Here is an 18,083-nt window from a genome sequence, read left to right as displayed (position 1 = left end):
CATCCCCCAGGCGATCGAGGAGATCCTGCGCTGGGAGCCGCCGGCACTGCAGATCGCCCGCTACGTCACCCGCGATGTCGAGTACTACGGGCAGACCGTTCCGGCGGGCTCGGCGATGCTCATGCTGGTCGGCGCGGCCAACCGCGACCATCGGCGGTTCGCCCCCGACGGCGACGTCTTCGACATCCACCGGGAACAGAAGTCTCACATGACCTTCGGCGCAGGCACGCACTTCTGCATGGGCAACGCGCTGGCCCGCCTCGAGGGGCGCATCGCGTTGGAAGAGATCCTCAAACGCTTCCCCGAGTGGAACGTCGACTGGGCCAACGCCAAACCGTCGGAGACCGCCGCGGTGCGAGGCTGGTCCGCGATGCCCACCTTCGTCTAGCTCCGCCGTCGAGCGTGCACTCAGATCGCGAAATGGAGTGAATTCGCGATCTGTATGCACGCTCGGGACAGGCGAGTTATCCACAACGCACGGTTGATCCCCACATCGCAAAAACGTTGAGCTGATGCCGCCCTGAGTACGTCAAAGTGATGACATGGACACCCCGTTCCTCGGCAGCGAGGCCGTCACGGCTGGGCTGGTGGCCAAGCATCAGCTGCGCAATCATCGCGGGCCGTTCGTCACGGTGTTCCCCGACGTCTACACACGCCGTTCAGCGGAAATGACGATCCGCCACCGTGCCAAAGCCGCATGGTTGTGGTCGCATCGTGGCGGAGTGCTTGCGGGTGTCACCGCATCGGCGTTACACGGTGCGCAATACGTCGAGGACACGCTCCCGATCGAGTTGGTCTGGCCGAACCGCAGGCCTCCGCGAGGGATCACCACCCTCAAAACCGGATCGCTTGCCTCCGACGAGGTCACGGAGCACCGGGGACTTCCACTCACCACTGTCGAGCGGACGGCATTTGACCTCGGTCGGCGTGGACATCTGGATGACGCGGTCGCCCGACTCGATGCACTGGGAAATACCACGGGATTTCGTGTCGATGACGTACTTCGGGTAGCAGTAGGCCATCGAGGTGCCCGAGGCATTCGCCAATTGTTGGCCGCACTCGATCTTTACGACCCAGGCTCGGAGTCGCCGAAAGAAACGTGGTTGAGGCTGTTGGTGATTCGCGCCGGATACCCGCGTCCGACGACTCAGATACCCGTGACGAGCATCGATGGCCGGCGCTACCGGCTGGATATGGGATGGGAAGAACGCATGCTCGCGGTTGAGTATGACGGCGACCACCACCGCAAAGACCCGCAGCAGTTCGCCCACGACATCATCCGCTCGGAAGATCTCGATGAGCTCGGTTGGACGAGAGTCAGAGTCGCCAAGCGGCATACACCGGTAGAAGTGCTAGAGCGATTGTCGAAGGCCTGGGCGGCGACGGTGCACTCAGATCGCGAAATCGCGTGAATTCGCGATCTGTATGCACGCTCGGCGAGAGATCAGCTGGCCGGAATCAGATCCGCGGGCACCGAGCGGCTGAGCATCGTGCCACAGCGGAACGCCTCGGTGTTTCCGACCACCTTGGCTTCGGGATCGTTGACCGCGGCGAGCGCCTGGGCTTTGAAAGCGCGTGCGGCGGCGGACAGTTCGTGACGTACCGGGTCGACGCTCAGATCCGCCGGACACTCGTCACCCCACAGCGTCACCTCGGTGTGGCCCTGCTCCAGCGCGCCCAGGACGCCGCGTCGCACGCGCTCGTCGGTGTTGAACAGGTTGGCGGCCACTGCGACGGTCTGCGGATGCGGACGGTCCTCCCAAGACTCCAGGACAGACTCCAGGGCGATGGTCTCGACCCCGAGGATCGCCAGCGGTCGGACATCCTCGTCGGCGCCGATCAGCACCGTGACGTCCCACCCGGCCATCACCCGATCGACGAGCCAGCCGCCGGCGAACCGGACCGCGTCGACCACACAGGGGGCGACCACATCAAGCCGATACCGCATGTCGTCCTCCAATCTCACTGGACGGTCGCCCCGTTGCGGCCGTCCGGCTGCTCGATCTCCCGCCCCAGCATGTCGGCGTAGCTCTTGAACACGTCCGTCAACGGGAGCGAGGGATCGAGTAGCCATGAGGTCTCCATTCCATTGATGAATGCCAGGATCTCCACGGCCTTGGTGGCCGCGTCGAAGTCGGAGCGGTAGCGGCCACTGCGCTGGCCGCGGGTGATGATGTCGGTGACGATGTCGCGCGCAGCTTGCTGCCGTTTCAGCAAACGATCGTGCAGCGGCGCATCGGGTTGGATGTTCTCCACCAACAGAACCGTGAAAGTGCCGACCAGTTCAGGCGCCCGGACAAACCGCTCGGCCACCCGCTTGATCTCCTGAGCGAGATCGCCGGACCGGTCGGCGTGGGTGTCGTCGTCATGATCGCGGGCATCGAGCACTGCGTTGAGCAGTTGCTCCTTGGACTCGAAGTGGTGCAACAGACCAGCCGGGGTGACGCCGACCTCCCGGGCGATCTGAGCCAGGGAGGTGTTGCGCCAACCATTGCGGGCAAGCAGCTTCTCAGCCACAGAAAGTATCCGCTGCCTGCGGTCTTCCCCTTTGGCCAGGAGCGTCTCATAGGGCCGTGCACCCTGAGAGGACACCTCTGCCCCTGCAACTGAGGTCACCGGACTCCTTCGTCGAACCAACCTAGTGAACACACAGTAGGTTGGTTTGAGCGTTGTGACAAGCATCTCAGCGAAAGAAGTTTCCGAGGGCCGTCACAGCCGCCCGATATGCCCGGTCAGAGCCCCAGCGACTTGGCGATGATCACCTTCATGACCTCGCTGGTCCCGGCGTAGATGCGAGCCACCCGGGCATCCGTGTAGAGCCGGGCGATGGGGTACTCCATCATGTAGCCGTACCCGCCGAAGAGCTGCAGGCAACGATCGATCACCCGCGCCTGCATCTCCGTGCAGAACAGTTTCACCCGGGCCGCGTCGGCGCCGGACAGTTCGCCGTCGACATGCAGGGCCACCGCCCGGTCGAGCATCGCCTGAGCCGCTTCGACCTCGGTCGAACAGGCCGCCAACTCGAACTTGGTGTTCTGGAACGATGCCACGGGCTGGCCGAACGCCTTGCGGTCCTTGGTGTAGCCGATCGCAGCCGCGATCGCCGAGCGCGCCTGAGCCACCGAACCCACCGCCACCGTGAGCCGCTCCTGGGCCAGGTTGTGGCCGAGGTAGCTGAAGGCCTCGCCCTCCTCCCCCAGCACGTTGGCCACGGGCACCCGGACGTCGGTGAACGACAGCTCCGCGGTGTCCTGCACCTTGCAGCCCATCTTCTCCAGCTCGCGGCCCCGCTCGAAGCCCGCCATGCCGTCCTCGACAACCAGCAGTGTCAGCCCCTTGCGCCGGTTCTCCGGGTCGGTCGACGTCCGCGCCACGACGACCACCAGATCGGCCTGGATGCCGCCGGTGATGAACGTCTTGGCACCGTTGAGCACGTACTCGTCACCATCCCGGACCGCGGTGGTGCGCATTCCGGCCAGATCCGAACCCGTTCCCGGCTCGGTCATCGCGACAGCGGTCAGCAGCGTGCCCGCGGCCAGCCCGGGGAACCACCGCTGCCGTTGCTCCTCATTCGCGTAGTGCAGGAAGTACGGCAGGATCACCTCGAGCTGAGTGCGCACCGTCGACAACGTCACCAACGCGCGGGCCGCCTCCTCCTGCAGCACCACGTTGTAGCGGTAGTCGCCGATGCCGGCGCCGCCGTACTCCTCGGGGATCGCCATCCCGAGCATGCCGAGCTCACCCATCTGCTTGAAGACGTCACGGGGCATCCGCCCGCCCTTCTCCCACTCGGGATAGGCGGGGACGACTTCCTTCTCGATGAAATCCCTTGCGAGCGCGCGGAACGCCTCGTGGTCCTCGGTGAATAGATTTCGCTGCATGCGTTGTCCTCTTGTCAGTCGATGAGCTCGACCAGCGTGGCGTTGGCAGTACCGCCGCCCTCACACATGGTCTGCAGTCCGTAACGAATTCCGTTGTCGCGCATGTGGTTGATCATCCGAGTCATCAGCACGGCACCCGACGCGCCGAGCGGATGTCCGAGCGCGATGGCACCGCCGAGCGGGTTCAGCTTGGCCTCGTCGGCGCCGGTCTCGGCCAGCCAGGCCAGGGGCACCGGGGCGAACGCCTCGTTCACCTCGAACACGCCGACCTCGTCCAGACGCACACCGGCCTTGTGCAGCACCTTCTCGGTTGCCGGGATGGGCCCGGTCAACATCAATACCGGGTCCGCGCCCGTCACCACGCCGGCCCGGTACCGCGCGATGGGCGTGAGGCCCATTGTCAGAGCAGCTTCGGCCGTCATCACCAGCAGGGCCGCCGCACCGTCGGAGATCTGTGAGGAGTTGCCCGCATGGATCACCCCGTCCTCGGTGAAGGCGGGCTTGAGACCGGCGAGCTTCTCCACCGTGGTGCCACGGCGGACCCCTTCGTCGGCGACTACCGGGTCGAGTTGATCGGCCGGGTCGGGAAACACCGTGATCATCTGGTTCTCGAAGGCGCCGCGGTCCTGCGCCGCCGCCGCCCGCTCGTGCGAGGCGACGGAGTATTCGTCGAGCTGGGTCCGGCCGAAACCCCACTTCTGCGAGATCATCTCCGCCGAGATGCCCTGGTTGAACGAAAAATCTTGGTACCGCTCAAAGACTTTCGGCCCGTAAGGCTGGCCGGTGGCCCGGGCCGCCCCCAGCGGCACCTTGCTCATCACCTCGACCCCGCCTGCGACGACGACGTCCTGCTGCCCCGACATCACCGCCTGGACCGCGAAATCCAGCGCCTGCTGGCTGGATCCACAGGCGCGGTTGACCGTGGTGCCCGGAATGTGTTCGGGCCAGCCGGCGGCCAGCACCGAGTATCGGCCGATGTTGCTGGATTGGTCACCGACCTGGGAGACGCAGCCCCAGACCACGTCGTCGATGATCTCGGGGCTGATACCCGCCCGCTCCACCAGTGCATTGAGCACCAGCGCCGACAGGTCTGCGGCATGGAATCCCGACAGGCCCCCGTTGCGCTTGCCGACCGGGGTACGGACGGCCTCGACGATGACGGTTTCGCGCATTGGATTCTCCGTTCTTGTTGACTAGGACTGCGGGTAGGCGGGGCCGATGGCACCCTGCTCGCGCAGCACGGCGATCTGCTCGGCGCTCAGGCCGATCCCGCTCAGGATGGCATCGGTGTGTTCGCCGAGCCCCGGCACTGCGCCCATCCCCAGTTGCATCCCGCTGATGACCGGCGGCGGCAACAGCGCCGCGATCTCCCCGTTGGGGGTTCCGACCTGACGCCAGCGGTCACGGGCTTTCAGATGCGGGTGGTCGATGACCTCGCTGGGCAGGTTGTACCGCGAATTGCCGATCCCGGCGTCATCCGCGGTCCGCTGAATGTCGTCGAGCTCGTGCTGGGCACACCAGGATTCGATCGCCTTGTTGAGCTCGTCGCGATGCGCACAGCGATCGGAGTTGGTGGCGAAGCGCGGATCGTCGGCGAGATCGGGCCGCTCGATGATCTCGCGGGCCAACCGCTGCCACTCCCGGTCGTTGGTCGTCCCCAGCACCACGGTCTGGCCGTCGCGCGTATCGAATGCGCCGTAAGGCGCCACCGCCGGCGAACTCATCCCCAGCGGAACCTGGTCGATTCCGGAGTGCTGGGTGTAGGCCAGCTGGTACCCCATGATGTCGGTCATGGTGTCGAACAGACTGACCGCCACGGCCGGCGCGGCCTCGGTGTCGCCCGAGCGGGTCCGGCCGACCAGCAGCGCCATGATGGACAACGCCGAATACAGCCCGGTGGTGATATCGGCAACCGCCGCACCGGGTTTGGCTGGCATGCCGGCATAGCCGGTGGACGCGCACGAACCGGATTCGGCCTGCACCAACAGGTCGTAGGCCCGCTTGTGCGACAGCGGTCCTCCGGGTCCGTAACCGTCGATCTCCACCGGGATCACCTGGGGATGACGCACCTTGAGATCCTCGGGCCCCAGCCCCAACCGCGCGGTGGCTCCCGGAGCGAGATTGGACACGAAGGCGTCGGCGCCGTCGAGCAACCGGTGCAGGACCTCCATGCCCCCGGGTGACTTCAGATCGAGGGTGACCGATTCCTTGCCCCGGTTGGCCCAGACGAAATGGGCCGCCTGACCGAGCACGACATCGTCGTAGTCGCGGGCGAAGTCACCCCCCTTGGGGTTCTCGATCTTGATCACCCTGGCGCCGAAGTCAGCGAGCACCCGGGTGCACATCGGCGCGGAGACCGCCTGCTCCATCGCGATGACGGTGATACCGGCCAGCGGCAAAGAGGCTTTCGCCGCTGTGCTTGATGGTTCGCTCGTAAACTCGCTCACAGGCTCACATAACCATGCCGCCATCGACCGGCAGCACCTGCCCGGTGATGTACGACGCAGCGTCAGAGGCCAGGAAGACGAACGCGCCCGCGACCTCGTCGGCATCGGCCCACCGCTTGAGCGGGATGCGGTTCATCATGTTGGCCGCGAACTTCTCGTTGGTGCGGATGGTTTCCGTCATCGGCGTGGCGGCCAGCGGCGCCAGGGCGTTGACCATGATGTTCTTGGTGGCCAGCTCACGAGCCAGCGACTTGGTGAACCCGATCAGTCCGGCCTTCGCCGCCGAGTAGTTCACCTGGCCCAGAGTGCCGGTGAGCCCGGCTGCCGAGGTGACGTTGATGACGCGACCGGTCCCGTCAGTGGGGATGTGTGGCAGCGCAGCCTGGGTGACGTGGAAGGTGCCCATGACATGAATGTCAAAGGTGACCCGGAACGTCTCGTCGGTCAGCTTGGGGAACATCGCCGGCGACGTGACCCCTGCGTTGTTGACCACGATGTGCAGGTTTCCCTCGCCGAGGGCGGCGGCCTGCGCGGCGGCGGCCACTGCCGCGTCACGGTCGCTGACGTCAAGCGCGGCGCTGTCAGCCTTGCCGCCCGCGGTATTGATGCGCTCGGCGACCTTCGCAGCCGCCTCACCGCTGATGTCGGTGACGAGCACGGCGGCGCCGGCAGCGGCCAGCGCCTCGGAAACCGCGGCACCGATCCCGGCGCCGGCACCGGTCACCAGTGCCGAACGTCCGGTCAGGTCGAAATAGGTCCTCATTGAACTTCGATATCTCCTCAGTAGCTCTTGGGCAGGCCGAGAACGTTCGCGGCGAGGAAGTTCAGGATCATCTCCTGGCTCACCGGTGCGATCTTCATCAGTCGGGACTCCCGGAAGAACCGGGAGATGTTGTATTCCTCGGAATAACCCATCCCGCCATGGGTCTGCAGCGCACGGTCGGCGGCGCCGAATCCCGCGTCGGCGCACAGGTATTTGGCCATGTTGGCCTCCCGACCGCACGGCTTACCGTTGTCGTAGAGCCAAGTGGCCTTGCGCAGGATCAGCTCGGCGGCGTCGAGGCGGGCCAGCGAGTCGGCGAGCGGGAACTGGATGCCTTGATTCATGCCGATCGGCCGGTCGAACACCACCCGCTCGTTCGCGTACTTGACGGCACGGTCCAGGGCCACGCGACCGATGCCGAGGGCTTCGGCGGCGATCAGCATCCGCTCCGGGTTGAGCCCGTGCAAGATGTACTTGAACCCCTTGCCTTCCTCGCCGATGAGGTGCTCGGCAGGCACCCGGAGATCGTCGATGAACAACTCGTTGGAGCTCACCGCATTCCGGCCCATCTTGTTGATGGGCCGGATCTCGACGTGATCCCGGTCGAGGTCGGTCAGGAACAACGACAACCCGTCGGTCGGCTTCCCGCCACGCTGCTCCACGTCCTCGCGGGATTCGGTGCGGGTCAGCAGCAGGATCTTCTCCGACTCAAGCGCTTTGGAGATCCACACCTTACGGCCGTTCACCACATAGCTGCCGCCATCCTTCTTGGCGAACGTGGTGATACGTGAAGTGTCCAGTCCCGCACCGGGTTCGGTGACGCCGAAGCACACATGCAGATCGCCGTTGACGATGCGGGGCAGTGTCGCCTTCTTCATCTCCTCGGAGCCGAACACCACTACCGGCTGCATCCCGAAGATCGACATGTGAATCGCGCTGGCGGCGTTCATGGCTCCGCCGGACCGGGCCACCTCCTCGGCCAGGATGGTGGCCTCGGTGATGCCGAGGCCGTGCCCGCCGTACTCCTCGGGGATGGTCATCCCCAGCCAGCCCCCGCCGGCGATGGCGTCGTAGAACTCCTGCGGGAACTCGTGGGCCTGGTCCTTGGTCATCCAATAGTGATCGTCGAACTTGCCCGCCAGCTCCGCAACGGATTTGCGGATCAGCTGCTGGTCCTCGGTCAGCTCGAAGTTCATACCGCCCGACACTGTGTGCTCTCCTATTTTTCTCGGCCGATCGTCTCGGCGTTCAGTCTCGCGCGCCGGCAACGGCTTTGGCGTTGGCCTGGAAGTCGGCGAACGTGGCGCCGGTCTTCTCCTTGTGGCTCAACGCGCGAATGGATACGTCATGACCCTCGGCGGCCTTTCGTAACGCCCCGACGGTGGCCTGCTCCTTGGGAATGTGGGCGAATGGATCGAAGTGATACAGCCGCATGGCGTTCTCATGGGTGATCTTGTTGATCTCGTCGTCGGGAACCTCGTAGGTGTCGAACACCGCGCTCAGCTCCTCGGGCGCGCCCGGCCACATCGAGTCACTGTGCGGGTAGTCCATCTCCCAGCAGATGTTGTCCACGCCGATCTCGTGGCGGTTCTTCACCCCGACCGGGTCGGAGATGAAGCAGGTCATGAAGTGCTCCCGGAACACCTCCGACGGCAGCTTGTCACCGAAGTCCTGGTGCGTCCACGTGGAGTGCATGTCGTAGGTGCGGTCCACCCGGTCCAGGAAGTACGGAATCCAGCCGGTGCCACCCTCGGACAGCGCGATCTTGAGTCCCGGATAGGCCTTGATCGGCGCCGACCACAACAGGTCGGCCGCGGCCTGCACGATGTTCATCGGCTGCAGGGTGATCATGACGTCCATCGGGGCATCCGGGGCGGTGATCGCCAGCTTGCCCGATGATCCGATGTGCACGTTCATCACGGTGTCGGTGTCGACCAGGGCCTCCCACAACGGCTTCCAGTACTCCAGGTCGTGGAAGGACGGGTAGCCCAGCGTCGAAGGGTTCTCGGTGAAGGTCAGCGAGTGCACGCCCTTCTTCGACACCCGACGAACCTCGTCGGCGCACAACTGCGGATTCCAGATCGCCGGGATGGCCATCGGGATGAACCGACCCGGATTCGACCCGCACCATTCGTCGATGTGCCAGTCGTTGTAGGCCTGCACCAACGCCAACGAGAACTCGTCGTCGTCGGTGGCGAACAACCGAGCGGCGAAACCAGGGAACGACGGGAAGTTCATGGTGGCCAGCACACCGCCGGCGTTCATGTCCTTGACCCGTTCGTCGGGGTCATAGCAGCCCTTGCGGATCTCATCGAGCCCCTGGGGCTCCAACCCGTACTCCTCCTTGGGCCGGCCTGCCACGGCGTTGAGCGCCACGTTCGGGATCACCGTGTCACGGAACTGCCAGGTGTCGCTGCCGTCGGGGTTGTGCACCAGGCGTGGTGCCTCGTCGCGGTATTTCTCCGGAAGATGGTTCTTGAACATGTTCGGCGGTTCGATGATGTGGTCGTCGACGCTGATCAAGATCATGTCGTCTTTGTGCACTGCCTCGCTCCGTTCCATGGCCGTCACATTGGTTCTCTATGGGAGAAAACTAGCTTCTCGTCTAGAGAGAATCAATGTCTGATGCCGCTGACGAGCAGATTTAGCCAGGTCACCATGCAATCTCGCGCCTTCTTGTTGACCATCGGCGCAAAAGATGGAAACCTCTTAGTCGGAAATGAGAACCTGATTCTCGCAACCGAGAGTCAGTGATGGGTCATCGAGAGGAGAACCGCCCCGTGCGCTTGGCCCCCTTGCCCGCCGAGGAGTGGGACGACGACGTGCGACGAGCACTGTCCGTCATGCTTCCGGAGGAGCGGCTCAACCCCGAGGGAGCGGGCACCGCGCTGTCGACGCTGGCTCGCCACCCCTCCCTGACCAAGGCGTTCCTGCGGTTCAGTAATCATCTGCTGTTCCGCTCGACACTGGATGCGCAGATGCGTGAGCTCGCCATCCTGCGGATCGCCCATCGCAAGAAGTGCGAATACGAGTGGACGCATCACGCTTTCATCGGCAAGTCCGAGGGACTCACCGATGAGCGGATCGCGAGCAGCACGACTGGCGACGGTGCCACTCCCCTCGACCAGTTGGTGCTCGACTCCGTCGATGAACTCGACGGACAGGCGGAGATCTCGGACAGCACCTGGGCCGCCCTGAGCGAGCACCTCGACGAGCGCCAGCGCATGGACCTGGTCTTCACGATCGGCGGCTATGGCCTGATGGCCATGGCCTACAACACCTTTGGAATTGCGCCGGAATCCGGCCACTAACTCAAGAAGAAAGTAGGTAGATGATGGCGTTCTTCCCGAAGCCGGCTGCAGGCAGCTGGACCGAGAACTGGCCCGAACTGGGCACCGCCCCGGTCAACTACGAGGATTCGATCGACCCGGAGCACTGGAAACTGGAGCAGCAGGCCATCTTCCGCAAGACCTGGCTGCAGATGGGCCGCGTGGAGCTGATCCCCAAGAAAGGCAGCTACATCACCCGTGAGCTGCCGTCGGTCGGCCCGGGCACGTCGATCGTCATCGTCAACGACGGTGACGAGATCCGCGCTTTCTACAATTTGTGCCGCCACCGCGGCAACAAGCTGGTGTGGAACGACTACCCCGGCGAGGAGGTGTCCGGCAGCTGCCGCCAGTTCGTCTGCAAGTACCACGCCTGGCGCTACAACCTCAAGGGCGACCTGACCTTCATCCAGCAGGAGCAGGAGTTCTTCGACGTCGACAAAGCCGACTACCCGCTCAAGCCGGTGCGCTGCGAGGTCTGGGAAGGCTTCATCTTCGTCAACTTCGACGACGACGCAGTCTCGCTGGAGGAATACCTGGGCGAGTTCGGCGAGGGCCTCAAGGGTTATCCCTTCCACGAGATGACCGAGCACTACAGCTACCGCTCGGAGGTCAAGGCCAACTGGAAGCTGTTCATCGACGCGTTCGTCGAGTTCTACCACGCGCCGATCCTGCACATGAAGCAGGCGGAGAAGGAGGAAGCCGAGAAGCTGGCCAAGTTCGGCTTCGAGGCGCTGCACTACGACATCAAGGGCGATCACTCGATGATCTCGTCCTGGGGCGGCATGAGCCCGCCGAAGGACCTCAAGATGGTCAAGCCCATCGAGCGCATCCTGCACAGTGGCCTGTTCGGACCATGGGATCGTCCCGACATCAAGGGCATCCTGCCCGACGAGCTGCCACCGGCGATCAATCCCGGCCGGCACTCGACGTGGGGCCAGGACTCTTTCGAGTTCTTCCCGAACTTCACCCTGCTCTTCTGGGCGCCGGGCTGGTATCTGACCTACAACTACTGGCCCACCGGCGTAGACAGCCACATCTTCGAGGCCGACCTGTACTTCGTGCCGCCGAAGAACCTGCGCGAGCGGCTGTCCCAGGAACTGGCCGCGGTGACGTTCAAGGAGTACGCGTTCCAGGACGCCAACACGCTGGAAGCCACCCAGACGCAGATCGGCACCCGCGCCGTGCTCGACTTCCCGCTGTGCGACCAGGAAATTCTGCTGCGCCACCTGCACCACACCGCCCACAAGTACGTGGACCGGTACCAAGAGGCCAAGGCCAACGGAAATGGTTCGACCAATGGCAAGCACGCCGGTGCCGACAAGAAGGATGAAGTAAATGTCTAAGCTGCCCGAGGAATTCGCCGATCTGGAGCGATTCAGCGATTGGTGCTTGCCCACCGAGGAAGAGCGCTATCAGAAGCGCCTGAGCTCGACGATGGACGAGATGCAGGAGCTCTACGACGCCGGCATGGCGCGGCTCGAGGACATCATGGTCTACGTCGATGCCCGCTTCCCGCTGGCAAGCATGCCCGATGACGCCAAAGCCCTTGTGCACCTGGGTCAGTCGATTGTCCAGGTCAGCTTCCCGGTCGAGGTCTGGAAGCAACCGCGGGTGCTCGACAGCGGTGCTGCCTATATCAATCTCATCAAGGAGCCGGTGGTTTAGTCGTGCTGACCCTCAAAGCTGCGGGTCTTGTCGACGTCGATGCCGGGACGATCATTCGTCCCGGCATTGTCCGTGTCGACGGGGACCGGATAATCGGTGTAGGTGGCGAAATCCCAGAGGGCTCAGAGGTCATCGATCTCGGTGACTCGATTCTGCTGCCCGGGCTGATGGACATGGAGGTCAACCTGCTCATGGGTGGCCGGGGTGAGAACCCGGGCCTGTCCCAGGTGCAGGACGATCCTCCGACCCGCGTGCTACGCGCGGTGGGCAACGCCCGCCGCACCCTGCGCGCCGGGTTCACCACGGTGCGCAACCTCGGATTGTTCGTCAAGACCGGTGGATACCTGCTCGACGTCGCACTGGGCAAGGCCATCGACGCCGGCTGGATCGACGGACCCCGCATCATTCCCGCCGGTCACGCCATCACCCCCACCGGCGGGCACCTGGACCCGACGATGTTCGCGGCGTTCATGCCGGGCGTCCTGGAACTGACCATCGAGGAGGGCATCGCCAACGGGGTCGACGAGATCCGCAAGGCGGTGCGCTACCAGATCAAGCACGGCGCCCAGCTGATCAAGGTGTGCTGCTCGGGCGGTGTCATGTCGCTGACCGGAGAGGCCGGGGCGCAACACTATTCCGACGAGGAGCTGCGCGTCATCGTCGACGAGGCGCACCGACGCGGACTGCGGGTCGCGGCCCACACCCACGGCGCCGAGGCCGTCAAGCACGCCGTCGACTGCGGCATCGACTGCATCGAGCACGGTTTCCTGATGGACGACGAGGCCATCCAGAAGCTCGTCGACAACGATCGGTTCCTGGTCACCACTCGCCGCCTGGCCCAGGCCATGGATGTTTCGAAGGCACCGAAGGTGCTGCAGGACAAGGCAGCCGAGATGTTCCCGAAGGCCGAGACCTCCATCAAGGCGGCCTACGAGGCCGGGGTGAAGATCGCCGTCGGTACCGACGCACCGGCGATCCCGCACGGCCGCAACGCCGACGAACTCGTCACGCTGGTGGAGTGGGGCATGCCGCCGGCCGCGGTGCTGCGCGCCGCCACAGTGGTGGCCGCCGATTTGATCAACGTCACCGACCGGGGCCGGCTGGCCGAGGGACTGCTCGCCGACATCATCGCGGTGCCGGGCAATCCGCTCGAGGATATCTCCGTTACACAACGTGTGGATTTTGTAATGAAAGGCGGTAAGGTCTTCCGCAATGAGCACATCAACTGATTCCCCGACGCGGACCGAGGATCTCATCGAGATCCAGCAGGTGCTCGCCAAGTACGCGGTGACCATCACCCAGGGCGACATCGACGGTCTCATCAGTGTTTTCACGCCCGACGGCACCTACAGCGCATTCGGCGAGACCTACACGCTGAATCGCTTCCCGGTCCTGGTGGACGCCGCCCCCAAGGGTCTGTTCATGACCGGAACAGCCCTGATCGACCTGGTCGAAGGGGCGGATACGGCGTCCGGCACGCAGCCGCTGTGCTTCATCGAGCACTCCAAGCACGACATGCGTATCGGGTACTACCGCGACACCTACGTGCGGACCAGTGAGGGCTGGCGGCTGAAGACCCGTGCGATGACCTTCATCCGGCGCAGTGGTGATCACGACCATGGCAGGCCCCATGCGATCGGCAGGCCGGAAGCCGGATGAGCGAGCGTAGCGAGGCAACCGCATGAGCGACCTGTTCGATCCCGCCACCTTCCGTACAGCGCTGCAGGATTGGCTCGCCGAGAATGACCTGATGCCGCCGGAAGACCATTCGCTCGAAGGTCACATGCGCCAGTTCGCCCGCGTGCAGAAGGCCCTGTACGACGGCGGCTGGAGCCGCTACGGCTGGCCCGAACACGCGGGTGGGTTGGGCGGACCGGCGATGCTGCGTGCGATCGTCGGCGAGGAGGTCGTGGGTCGCCGACTGGCCGAACCCGGCCCGTATTCGATGCTCGAAGTGCTGGCGCCGACGATGATCGACTATGCACCCAAAGAGCTGGCCGCCGAGATGGTGCCGAAACTGCTGTCCGGCGAAGAGCAATGGTGCCAGGGGTTTTCCGAACCGGGTTCGGGCAGCGACCTGGCCTCGCTCACCACCCGTGCAGTCCAGCGCGGCGACAAGTGGATCGTGAACGGCCAGAAGGTCTGGACCAGCTTCGCGCAGTACTCCCACCGGTGCATCCTGCTGACCCGCACCGGCGACGCGGACACGCCGAATCACCAGGCAATCACGGCGTTCTTCGTCGACACCGACGCCCCCGGCATCACGGTGCGGCCGTTGCACACCATGCATGACGTGGACGAGTTCTGCGAGGTGTACTTCGACGACGTCGAGGTCGACGCGAGCCGGATGCTCGGCAATCCGGGCGACGGGTGGCAACTGGCGATGGACCTGCTGCCGTACGAACGCTCGACCTGCTTCTGGCAGCGCATCGCCTACCTGTACTCACGGTTCGATGCGTTGGTGGAAGCGGTGAAACGGCAAGGGCAGGTCGTGGATCCGGACCTCGGTGAGGTCTATCTGGCCCTGCACACGTTGCGCTGCCGCTCGGCGGCAACTCAGCACCGGCTGGCCGAGGGGCACAAGCTCGGGCCGGACACCTCGATCGACAAGGTGCTGCTGGCCGGCGCCGAACAGCTGCTCTACGACACCGCCCGCAATCTGCTGCCCGGGGTGATCGAACTCGAAGACTCCGAATGGCGCACCGAGTACCTGTACTCGCGGGCGTCGACCATCTATGGCGGCACCGCCGAAGTGCAGCGCAACATCATCGCGCGCCGACTGCTGGACCTCGGGAAGGAGTGAGGCGTGACGGACTTGGATACCGAATCACTGGGCCTGCTCGAAGACACCCTGCGCAAGACCATGCTTTCGGCCTCGGGCGCCGAACTCGATGCCGCGCTGGCCGAACTCGGCTGGGCCGAGATGCTCTCCGACATGCCGGAGACCGCCCTGCCACTGGTGTTCCGGCTGCTGGGCGAAACAGGTTCGCACGCGTCGATTCTCAACGATGTGCTGCTCGAGACCATCGGCGGCCTGCCCGGCGGCACCCCGCCGATGCCGTATGCCGGTGGCACCTGGGTGGTCTGGGAAAGAACTGACAGCAGCAATCCGGCATTGGGCGGGCTGCCGCTGCGCCAGGTGCCCGACGGCCAGCTGCTCCGGGTTTCGGAGGCCCGCCGTGCGCTGGGCTGGTGGTTGGTCGGCTCGGCCCGGGCGATGCTCGCGTTGGCCCGTCAACACGCACTGGACCGGGTCCAGTTCGGCAAGCCGATCTCGTCCTTCCAGGCCGTGCGGCACCGATTGGCCGAGACGCTGGTGGCCATCGAGGGTGCCGAGGCGACGCTGAGCCTGCCCGGTGCGGACAATGTCGACCTGAACTCGCTGCTGGCCAAAGCCGCCGCGGGTAAGGCCGCGCTGACCGCGGCCAAGCACTGCCAGCAGGTGCTCGGCGGTATCGGGTTCACCGAGGAGCACGAGCTGCACAATCACGTGAAGCGAGTCCTGGTGCTCGACGGGTTGCTGGGCAGCTCAAGAGAACTCACCCGCAAGGCCGGCGCCGGACTGCGCGCCCGCGGCACGGTGCCCCGCCTGGCCCAGCTCTAGCCCTCCCCTGCCGAGCAGGCGCGGAGGTACCCCAGGAAGCAGATCTGCGGGTACCGACGTGTCTGCTCGCGCTATGGGGTGACTGGCTCGGCGAAGACCGTGGCCGTCGAGCGACCGCGCAGTACCGTCGAGCCGCGCACGGACCAGTGCCCGCCCTCGTCGGCATCGGCATGGGCCAGAGCGCTTCCCGAACACAACACCGTCGACTCGCGGTCTTTGGCGTGGTCGGCCAGGCGCGCCGCTTCGTTCACGGCATCACCGATCACGGTGTACTCGTAGCGGTTCTCGGCGCCGATGTTTCCCGCGAACACCGAGCCGCACGAGATGCCCACGCCGAACTCCACATCCGGCAGCTGGTGCAGTCGGGGCACCAGCGCCCGCGCGGTGGCCAGTGCCGAGGTTGCCGGGTTGTCCAGCCGTAGCGGCGCACCGAAGACGGCGAGCACGGCGTCACCCTCGAACTTGTTGATCAGGCCTTGATGACGTTCGACGGTGTCCACCACGATCTTGAAGAACCCGTTGAGGAGTTGCGCCACTTCCTGAGGCGGGCGTGAGGCGGCGAGGGCTGTCGATCCGACCAGATCGACGTAGAGAACGGCGGCCTCGCGAACATCGCCGGTGACCGTCCCACCCTGCTGCAGCGCATGGCGGGCGACGTCGACGCCGACGTACCGACCGAACAGATCGCGCAACCGGTTCCGCTCGGCCAGGCCGGCCAGCATCCGATTGAATCCGTACTGGAGCCGGCCGATCTCCGACGATTCGTACACCTTCACCGAGACACCGGACCAGCCGCGCTCGACCGCTTTCATCGCGAGTACGACTTCTCCCACCGGGTCGGATACCGACCGCGCCACCAGGACCATGGACCGCAGCCCGAAGACCAGCGAGATGACGGCCACCACCAGCACCGCCGCCTCGACGGGCGCCGTCTTCTGCACGAACCAGCCGTTCGAGCGGGCCAGCACGATCAATGCGATACCGGCCAGGGGCAGCCCGCTGAACAGGGTCCAGATGGTGATCAGCCGGGCCAGCACACCGGGCATGCGCACCATCGTCGACGAGGATGCGGTCAGCGACGCGGCCACGATCGGCCGCAACATGCGTTGCGTCACCAGGAATCCCATGCAGGCGGCCGCGACACCACCGAAGAGGATCGCCCCGCCCATCACGTAGGCGACACCTCCACCGGCACCGAGGTTCAGCAGCGTGTACACGAGCGCGCTCACCGCCCAGGTGGCGAACTGGATGATGGTCTGCCGCGGTGCGATACGCATCGCCGCGCGTTGCTGCTGCGCCGTCGGATTCTCCCCCGCGGCAAACCATTTGAACGTCGGGTGGACATTGACCCAACCCACGACGGTATCGACGATCGCGGCCGCGACCATCAGCGCGATCAGCGCAACAAGATTCGCCTGGGTCAGCAGCTCGCGCGCATCACCGACGGTGTTACGGCTGAGCGCCAGCACCACCAGGGTCACCGCAGCTGCCGCCGTGGTCTGCGCGTAGATCTGCCTGGCCGCGTAACTCACGCTGAGCCGGATCGCCCCCATCTTCAGAGGCCCAGGCCTACTTGATGTTCTGCTTCATTCCGTCGATATCCATCAGTACTGGCCATCCGCTGACGCTAAGCGCATTGCCGTGCCCGGTCTGGTGAATGTCGAACACCGATTGGATCGCGGCGTAGAAGCCCTGCACGTCGAGGGTCTGATTGACCGCGCGTTTGGCCTGGCGGAGCGCGAAGGCGGGCATCTGCGCGATCTGCGCCGCCAGCTCGGCCGTCTGGGCGTCGAGCTCGGCACGAGGGACAACCCGGTTGACCATGCCGGTGCGCTCAGCTTCCTCCGCGGTCAACGCCCGACCCGTGAACAGGATCTCCTTGGCCTTTCGGGCGCCGAGTTCCCAGGTGTGACCGTGGTACTCGACACCACCGATGCCCATCAGTGCCACCGGATCGGAGAACAGCGCATCGTCGGCGGCCAGGATCAGATCGCACGGCCAGCAGAGCAGCAGACCGCCGGAGATGCAGCGTCCCTGCACCGCCGCGATCGACGGTTTGGGCACATTCCGCCACCGCAGCGTGTACTCCAGATAGCGTCGCGACTCGTGCTCGATGAGAAATTCCAGGGTGATCTTGTCCGGCACCGGCCCGCCGCCACGCAGGTCATGGCCGGCCGAGAAGTGCTTCCCGTTGGCCCGCAGCACGATAACTTTCACCTCACGGTCATCGGCGGCACTGGTCCACGCGGCATCGAGTTCGTCGAGGAGTTCGGGGTTCTGCGCGTTGGCGGCTTCCGGCCGGTTCAGTGTGATCGTGGCGATCGAATCGGCGACGTCATAGTCGATGTACACGTGGTTCCTTCTGCTCACCGCTGCCGCCCGACAGCCGTCTTT

At 65.0% G+C, this 18,083-nt stretch carries 19 protein-coding genes; 9 read left to right on the top strand and 10 right to left on the bottom strand.

Annotated elements, in window-relative coordinates; translation table 11 throughout:
- Both AC4ELS_RS27215 and AC4ELS_RS27210 read left to right on the top strand, forming a co-directional pair.
- Window positions 1-388 (top strand): cytochrome P450 (locus tag AC4ELS_RS27215; RefSeq protein ID WP_499050110.1); only part of this gene is annotated, 388 nt, incomplete at its 5' end.
- 154 nt (window positions 389-542) lie between these two features.
- Complete coding sequence (locus tag AC4ELS_RS27210; RefSeq protein ID WP_499050107.1) at window positions 543-1,412, top strand: endonuclease domain-containing protein; 870 nt, start codon at window positions 543-545, stop codon at window positions 1,410-1,412.
- 32 nt (window positions 1,413-1,444) lie between these two features.
- Here the strand turns inward: AC4ELS_RS27210 and AC4ELS_RS27205 are convergent, their stop codons facing one another.
- The 8 genes from AC4ELS_RS27205 to AC4ELS_RS27170 form a co-directional block, all read right to left on the bottom strand.
- Entirely contained in the window at window positions 1,445-1,948 is a 504-nt protein-coding gene (locus AC4ELS_RS27205) for a hypothetical protein (RefSeq protein WP_055120461.1), read from the bottom strand.
- Window positions 1,949-1,962: 14 nt separating this feature from the next.
- A complete protein-coding gene (locus tag AC4ELS_RS27200) occupies window positions 1,963-2,616 on the bottom strand; it encodes a TetR/AcrR family transcriptional regulator (RefSeq protein WP_064882659.1) in 654 nt (217 codons plus the stop codon).
- 116 nt (window positions 2,617-2,732) lie between these two features.
- Window positions 2,733-3,881: an acyl-CoA dehydrogenase family protein gene (locus tag AC4ELS_RS27195; protein WP_055115964.1), complete on the bottom strand. Its 1,149-nt coding sequence runs from the start codon at window positions 3,879-3,881 to the stop codon at window positions 2,733-2,735.
- Window positions 3,882-3,895: 14 nt separating this feature from the next.
- Window positions 3,896-5,053, bottom strand: coding sequence for a thiolase family protein (locus tag AC4ELS_RS27190; protein WP_064882654.1), 1,158 nt, complete (start codon window positions 5,051-5,053; stop codon window positions 3,896-3,898).
- 21 nt (window positions 5,054-5,074) lie between these two features.
- On the bottom strand, window positions 5,075-6,328 hold the full coding sequence (locus AC4ELS_RS27185) for a CaiB/BaiF CoA transferase family protein (RefSeq protein ID WP_499050103.1): 1,254 nt from the start codon (window positions 6,326-6,328) through the stop codon (window positions 5,075-5,077).
- Window positions 6,329-6,332: 4 nt separating this feature from the next.
- Window positions 6,333-7,091: an SDR family NAD(P)-dependent oxidoreductase gene (locus tag AC4ELS_RS27180; protein WP_448447960.1), complete on the bottom strand. Its 759-nt coding sequence runs from the start codon at window positions 7,089-7,091 to the stop codon at window positions 6,333-6,335.
- Window positions 7,092-7,108: 17 nt separating this feature from the next.
- Window positions 7,109-8,287, bottom strand: coding sequence for an acyl-CoA dehydrogenase family protein (locus AC4ELS_RS27175; protein WP_448447958.1), 1,179 nt, complete (start codon window positions 8,285-8,287; stop codon window positions 7,109-7,111).
- Window positions 8,288-8,339: 52 nt separating this feature from the next.
- Window positions 8,340-9,635 carry an amidohydrolase family protein gene (locus AC4ELS_RS27170; RefSeq protein ID WP_064882670.1) on the bottom strand — a complete coding sequence of 432 codons (1,296 nt, stop codon included), beginning with the start codon at window positions 9,633-9,635 and terminating at the stop codon, window positions 8,340-8,342.
- A gap of 236 nt (window positions 9,636-9,871) precedes the next feature.
- On the opposite strand from AC4ELS_RS27170, the gene AC4ELS_RS27165 reads away from it, so the two are divergent.
- Genes AC4ELS_RS27165 through AC4ELS_RS27135 form a run of 7 tightly spaced genes read left to right on the top strand, consistent with a single transcriptional unit; the run spans window position 9,872 to window position 15,689 of the window.
- On the top strand, window positions 9,872-10,402 hold the full coding sequence (locus AC4ELS_RS27165) for a carboxymuconolactone decarboxylase family protein (RefSeq protein ID WP_064882650.1): 531 nt from the start codon (window positions 9,872-9,874) through the stop codon (window positions 10,400-10,402).
- 23 nt (window positions 10,403-10,425) lie between these two features.
- Window positions 10,426-11,763, top strand: coding sequence for an aromatic ring-hydroxylating oxygenase subunit alpha (locus tag AC4ELS_RS27160; protein WP_064882668.1), 1,338 nt, complete (start codon window positions 10,426-10,428; stop codon window positions 11,761-11,763).
- A complete protein-coding gene (locus AC4ELS_RS27155; RefSeq protein ID WP_064882648.1) occupies window positions 11,756-12,085 on the top strand; it encodes a hypothetical protein in 330 nt (109 codons plus the stop codon). The genes AC4ELS_RS27160 and AC4ELS_RS27155 overlap by 8 nt, the downstream gene beginning before the upstream one ends.
- A gap of 2 nt (window positions 12,086-12,087) precedes the next feature.
- Entirely contained in the window at window positions 12,088-13,314 is a 1,227-nt protein-coding gene (locus AC4ELS_RS27150; RefSeq protein WP_064882645.1) for a metal-dependent hydrolase family protein, read from the top strand.
- Entirely contained in the window at window positions 13,298-13,744 is a 447-nt protein-coding gene (locus AC4ELS_RS27145; RefSeq protein ID WP_064882644.1) for a nuclear transport factor 2 family protein, read from the top strand. Before AC4ELS_RS27150 ends, AC4ELS_RS27145 begins: the two co-directional genes overlap by 17 nt.
- Before the next feature lie 22 nt (window positions 13,745-13,766).
- The gene (locus AC4ELS_RS27140) at window positions 13,767-14,888 is read left to right on the top strand and encodes an acyl-CoA dehydrogenase family protein (protein ID WP_499050098.1); all 1,122 of its coding nucleotides are present in this window, start codon (window positions 13,767-13,769) and stop codon (window positions 14,886-14,888) included.
- Between the two features lie 60 nt (window positions 14,889-14,948).
- Window positions 14,949-15,689, top strand: a complete 741-nt coding sequence (locus AC4ELS_RS27135; RefSeq protein ID WP_236734763.1) for an acyl-CoA dehydrogenase family protein — start codon at window positions 14,949-14,951, stop codon at window positions 15,687-15,689.
- A 71-nt stretch (window positions 15,690-15,760) separates the two neighbouring features.
- Here AC4ELS_RS27135 and AC4ELS_RS27130 read toward each other — a convergent pair whose 3' ends face one another.
- Together AC4ELS_RS27130 and AC4ELS_RS27125 are read right to left on the bottom strand one after the other, a co-directional pair.
- Complete coding sequence (locus tag AC4ELS_RS27130; RefSeq protein ID WP_499050095.1) at window positions 15,761-17,242, bottom strand: adenylate/guanylate cyclase domain-containing protein; 1,482 nt, start codon at window positions 17,240-17,242, stop codon at window positions 15,761-15,763.
- A 16-nt stretch (window positions 17,243-17,258) separates the two neighbouring features.
- Window positions 17,259-18,041, bottom strand: coding sequence for an enoyl-CoA hydratase (locus tag AC4ELS_RS27125; RefSeq protein ID WP_499050128.1), 783 nt, complete (start codon window positions 18,039-18,041; stop codon window positions 17,259-17,261).
- Window positions 18,042-18,083: the final 42 nt, after the last annotated feature.

Source organism: Mycobacterium shunyiense, from assembly GCF_058270035.1.
This window is presented reverse-complemented; position numbering and strand designations above follow the sequence as displayed.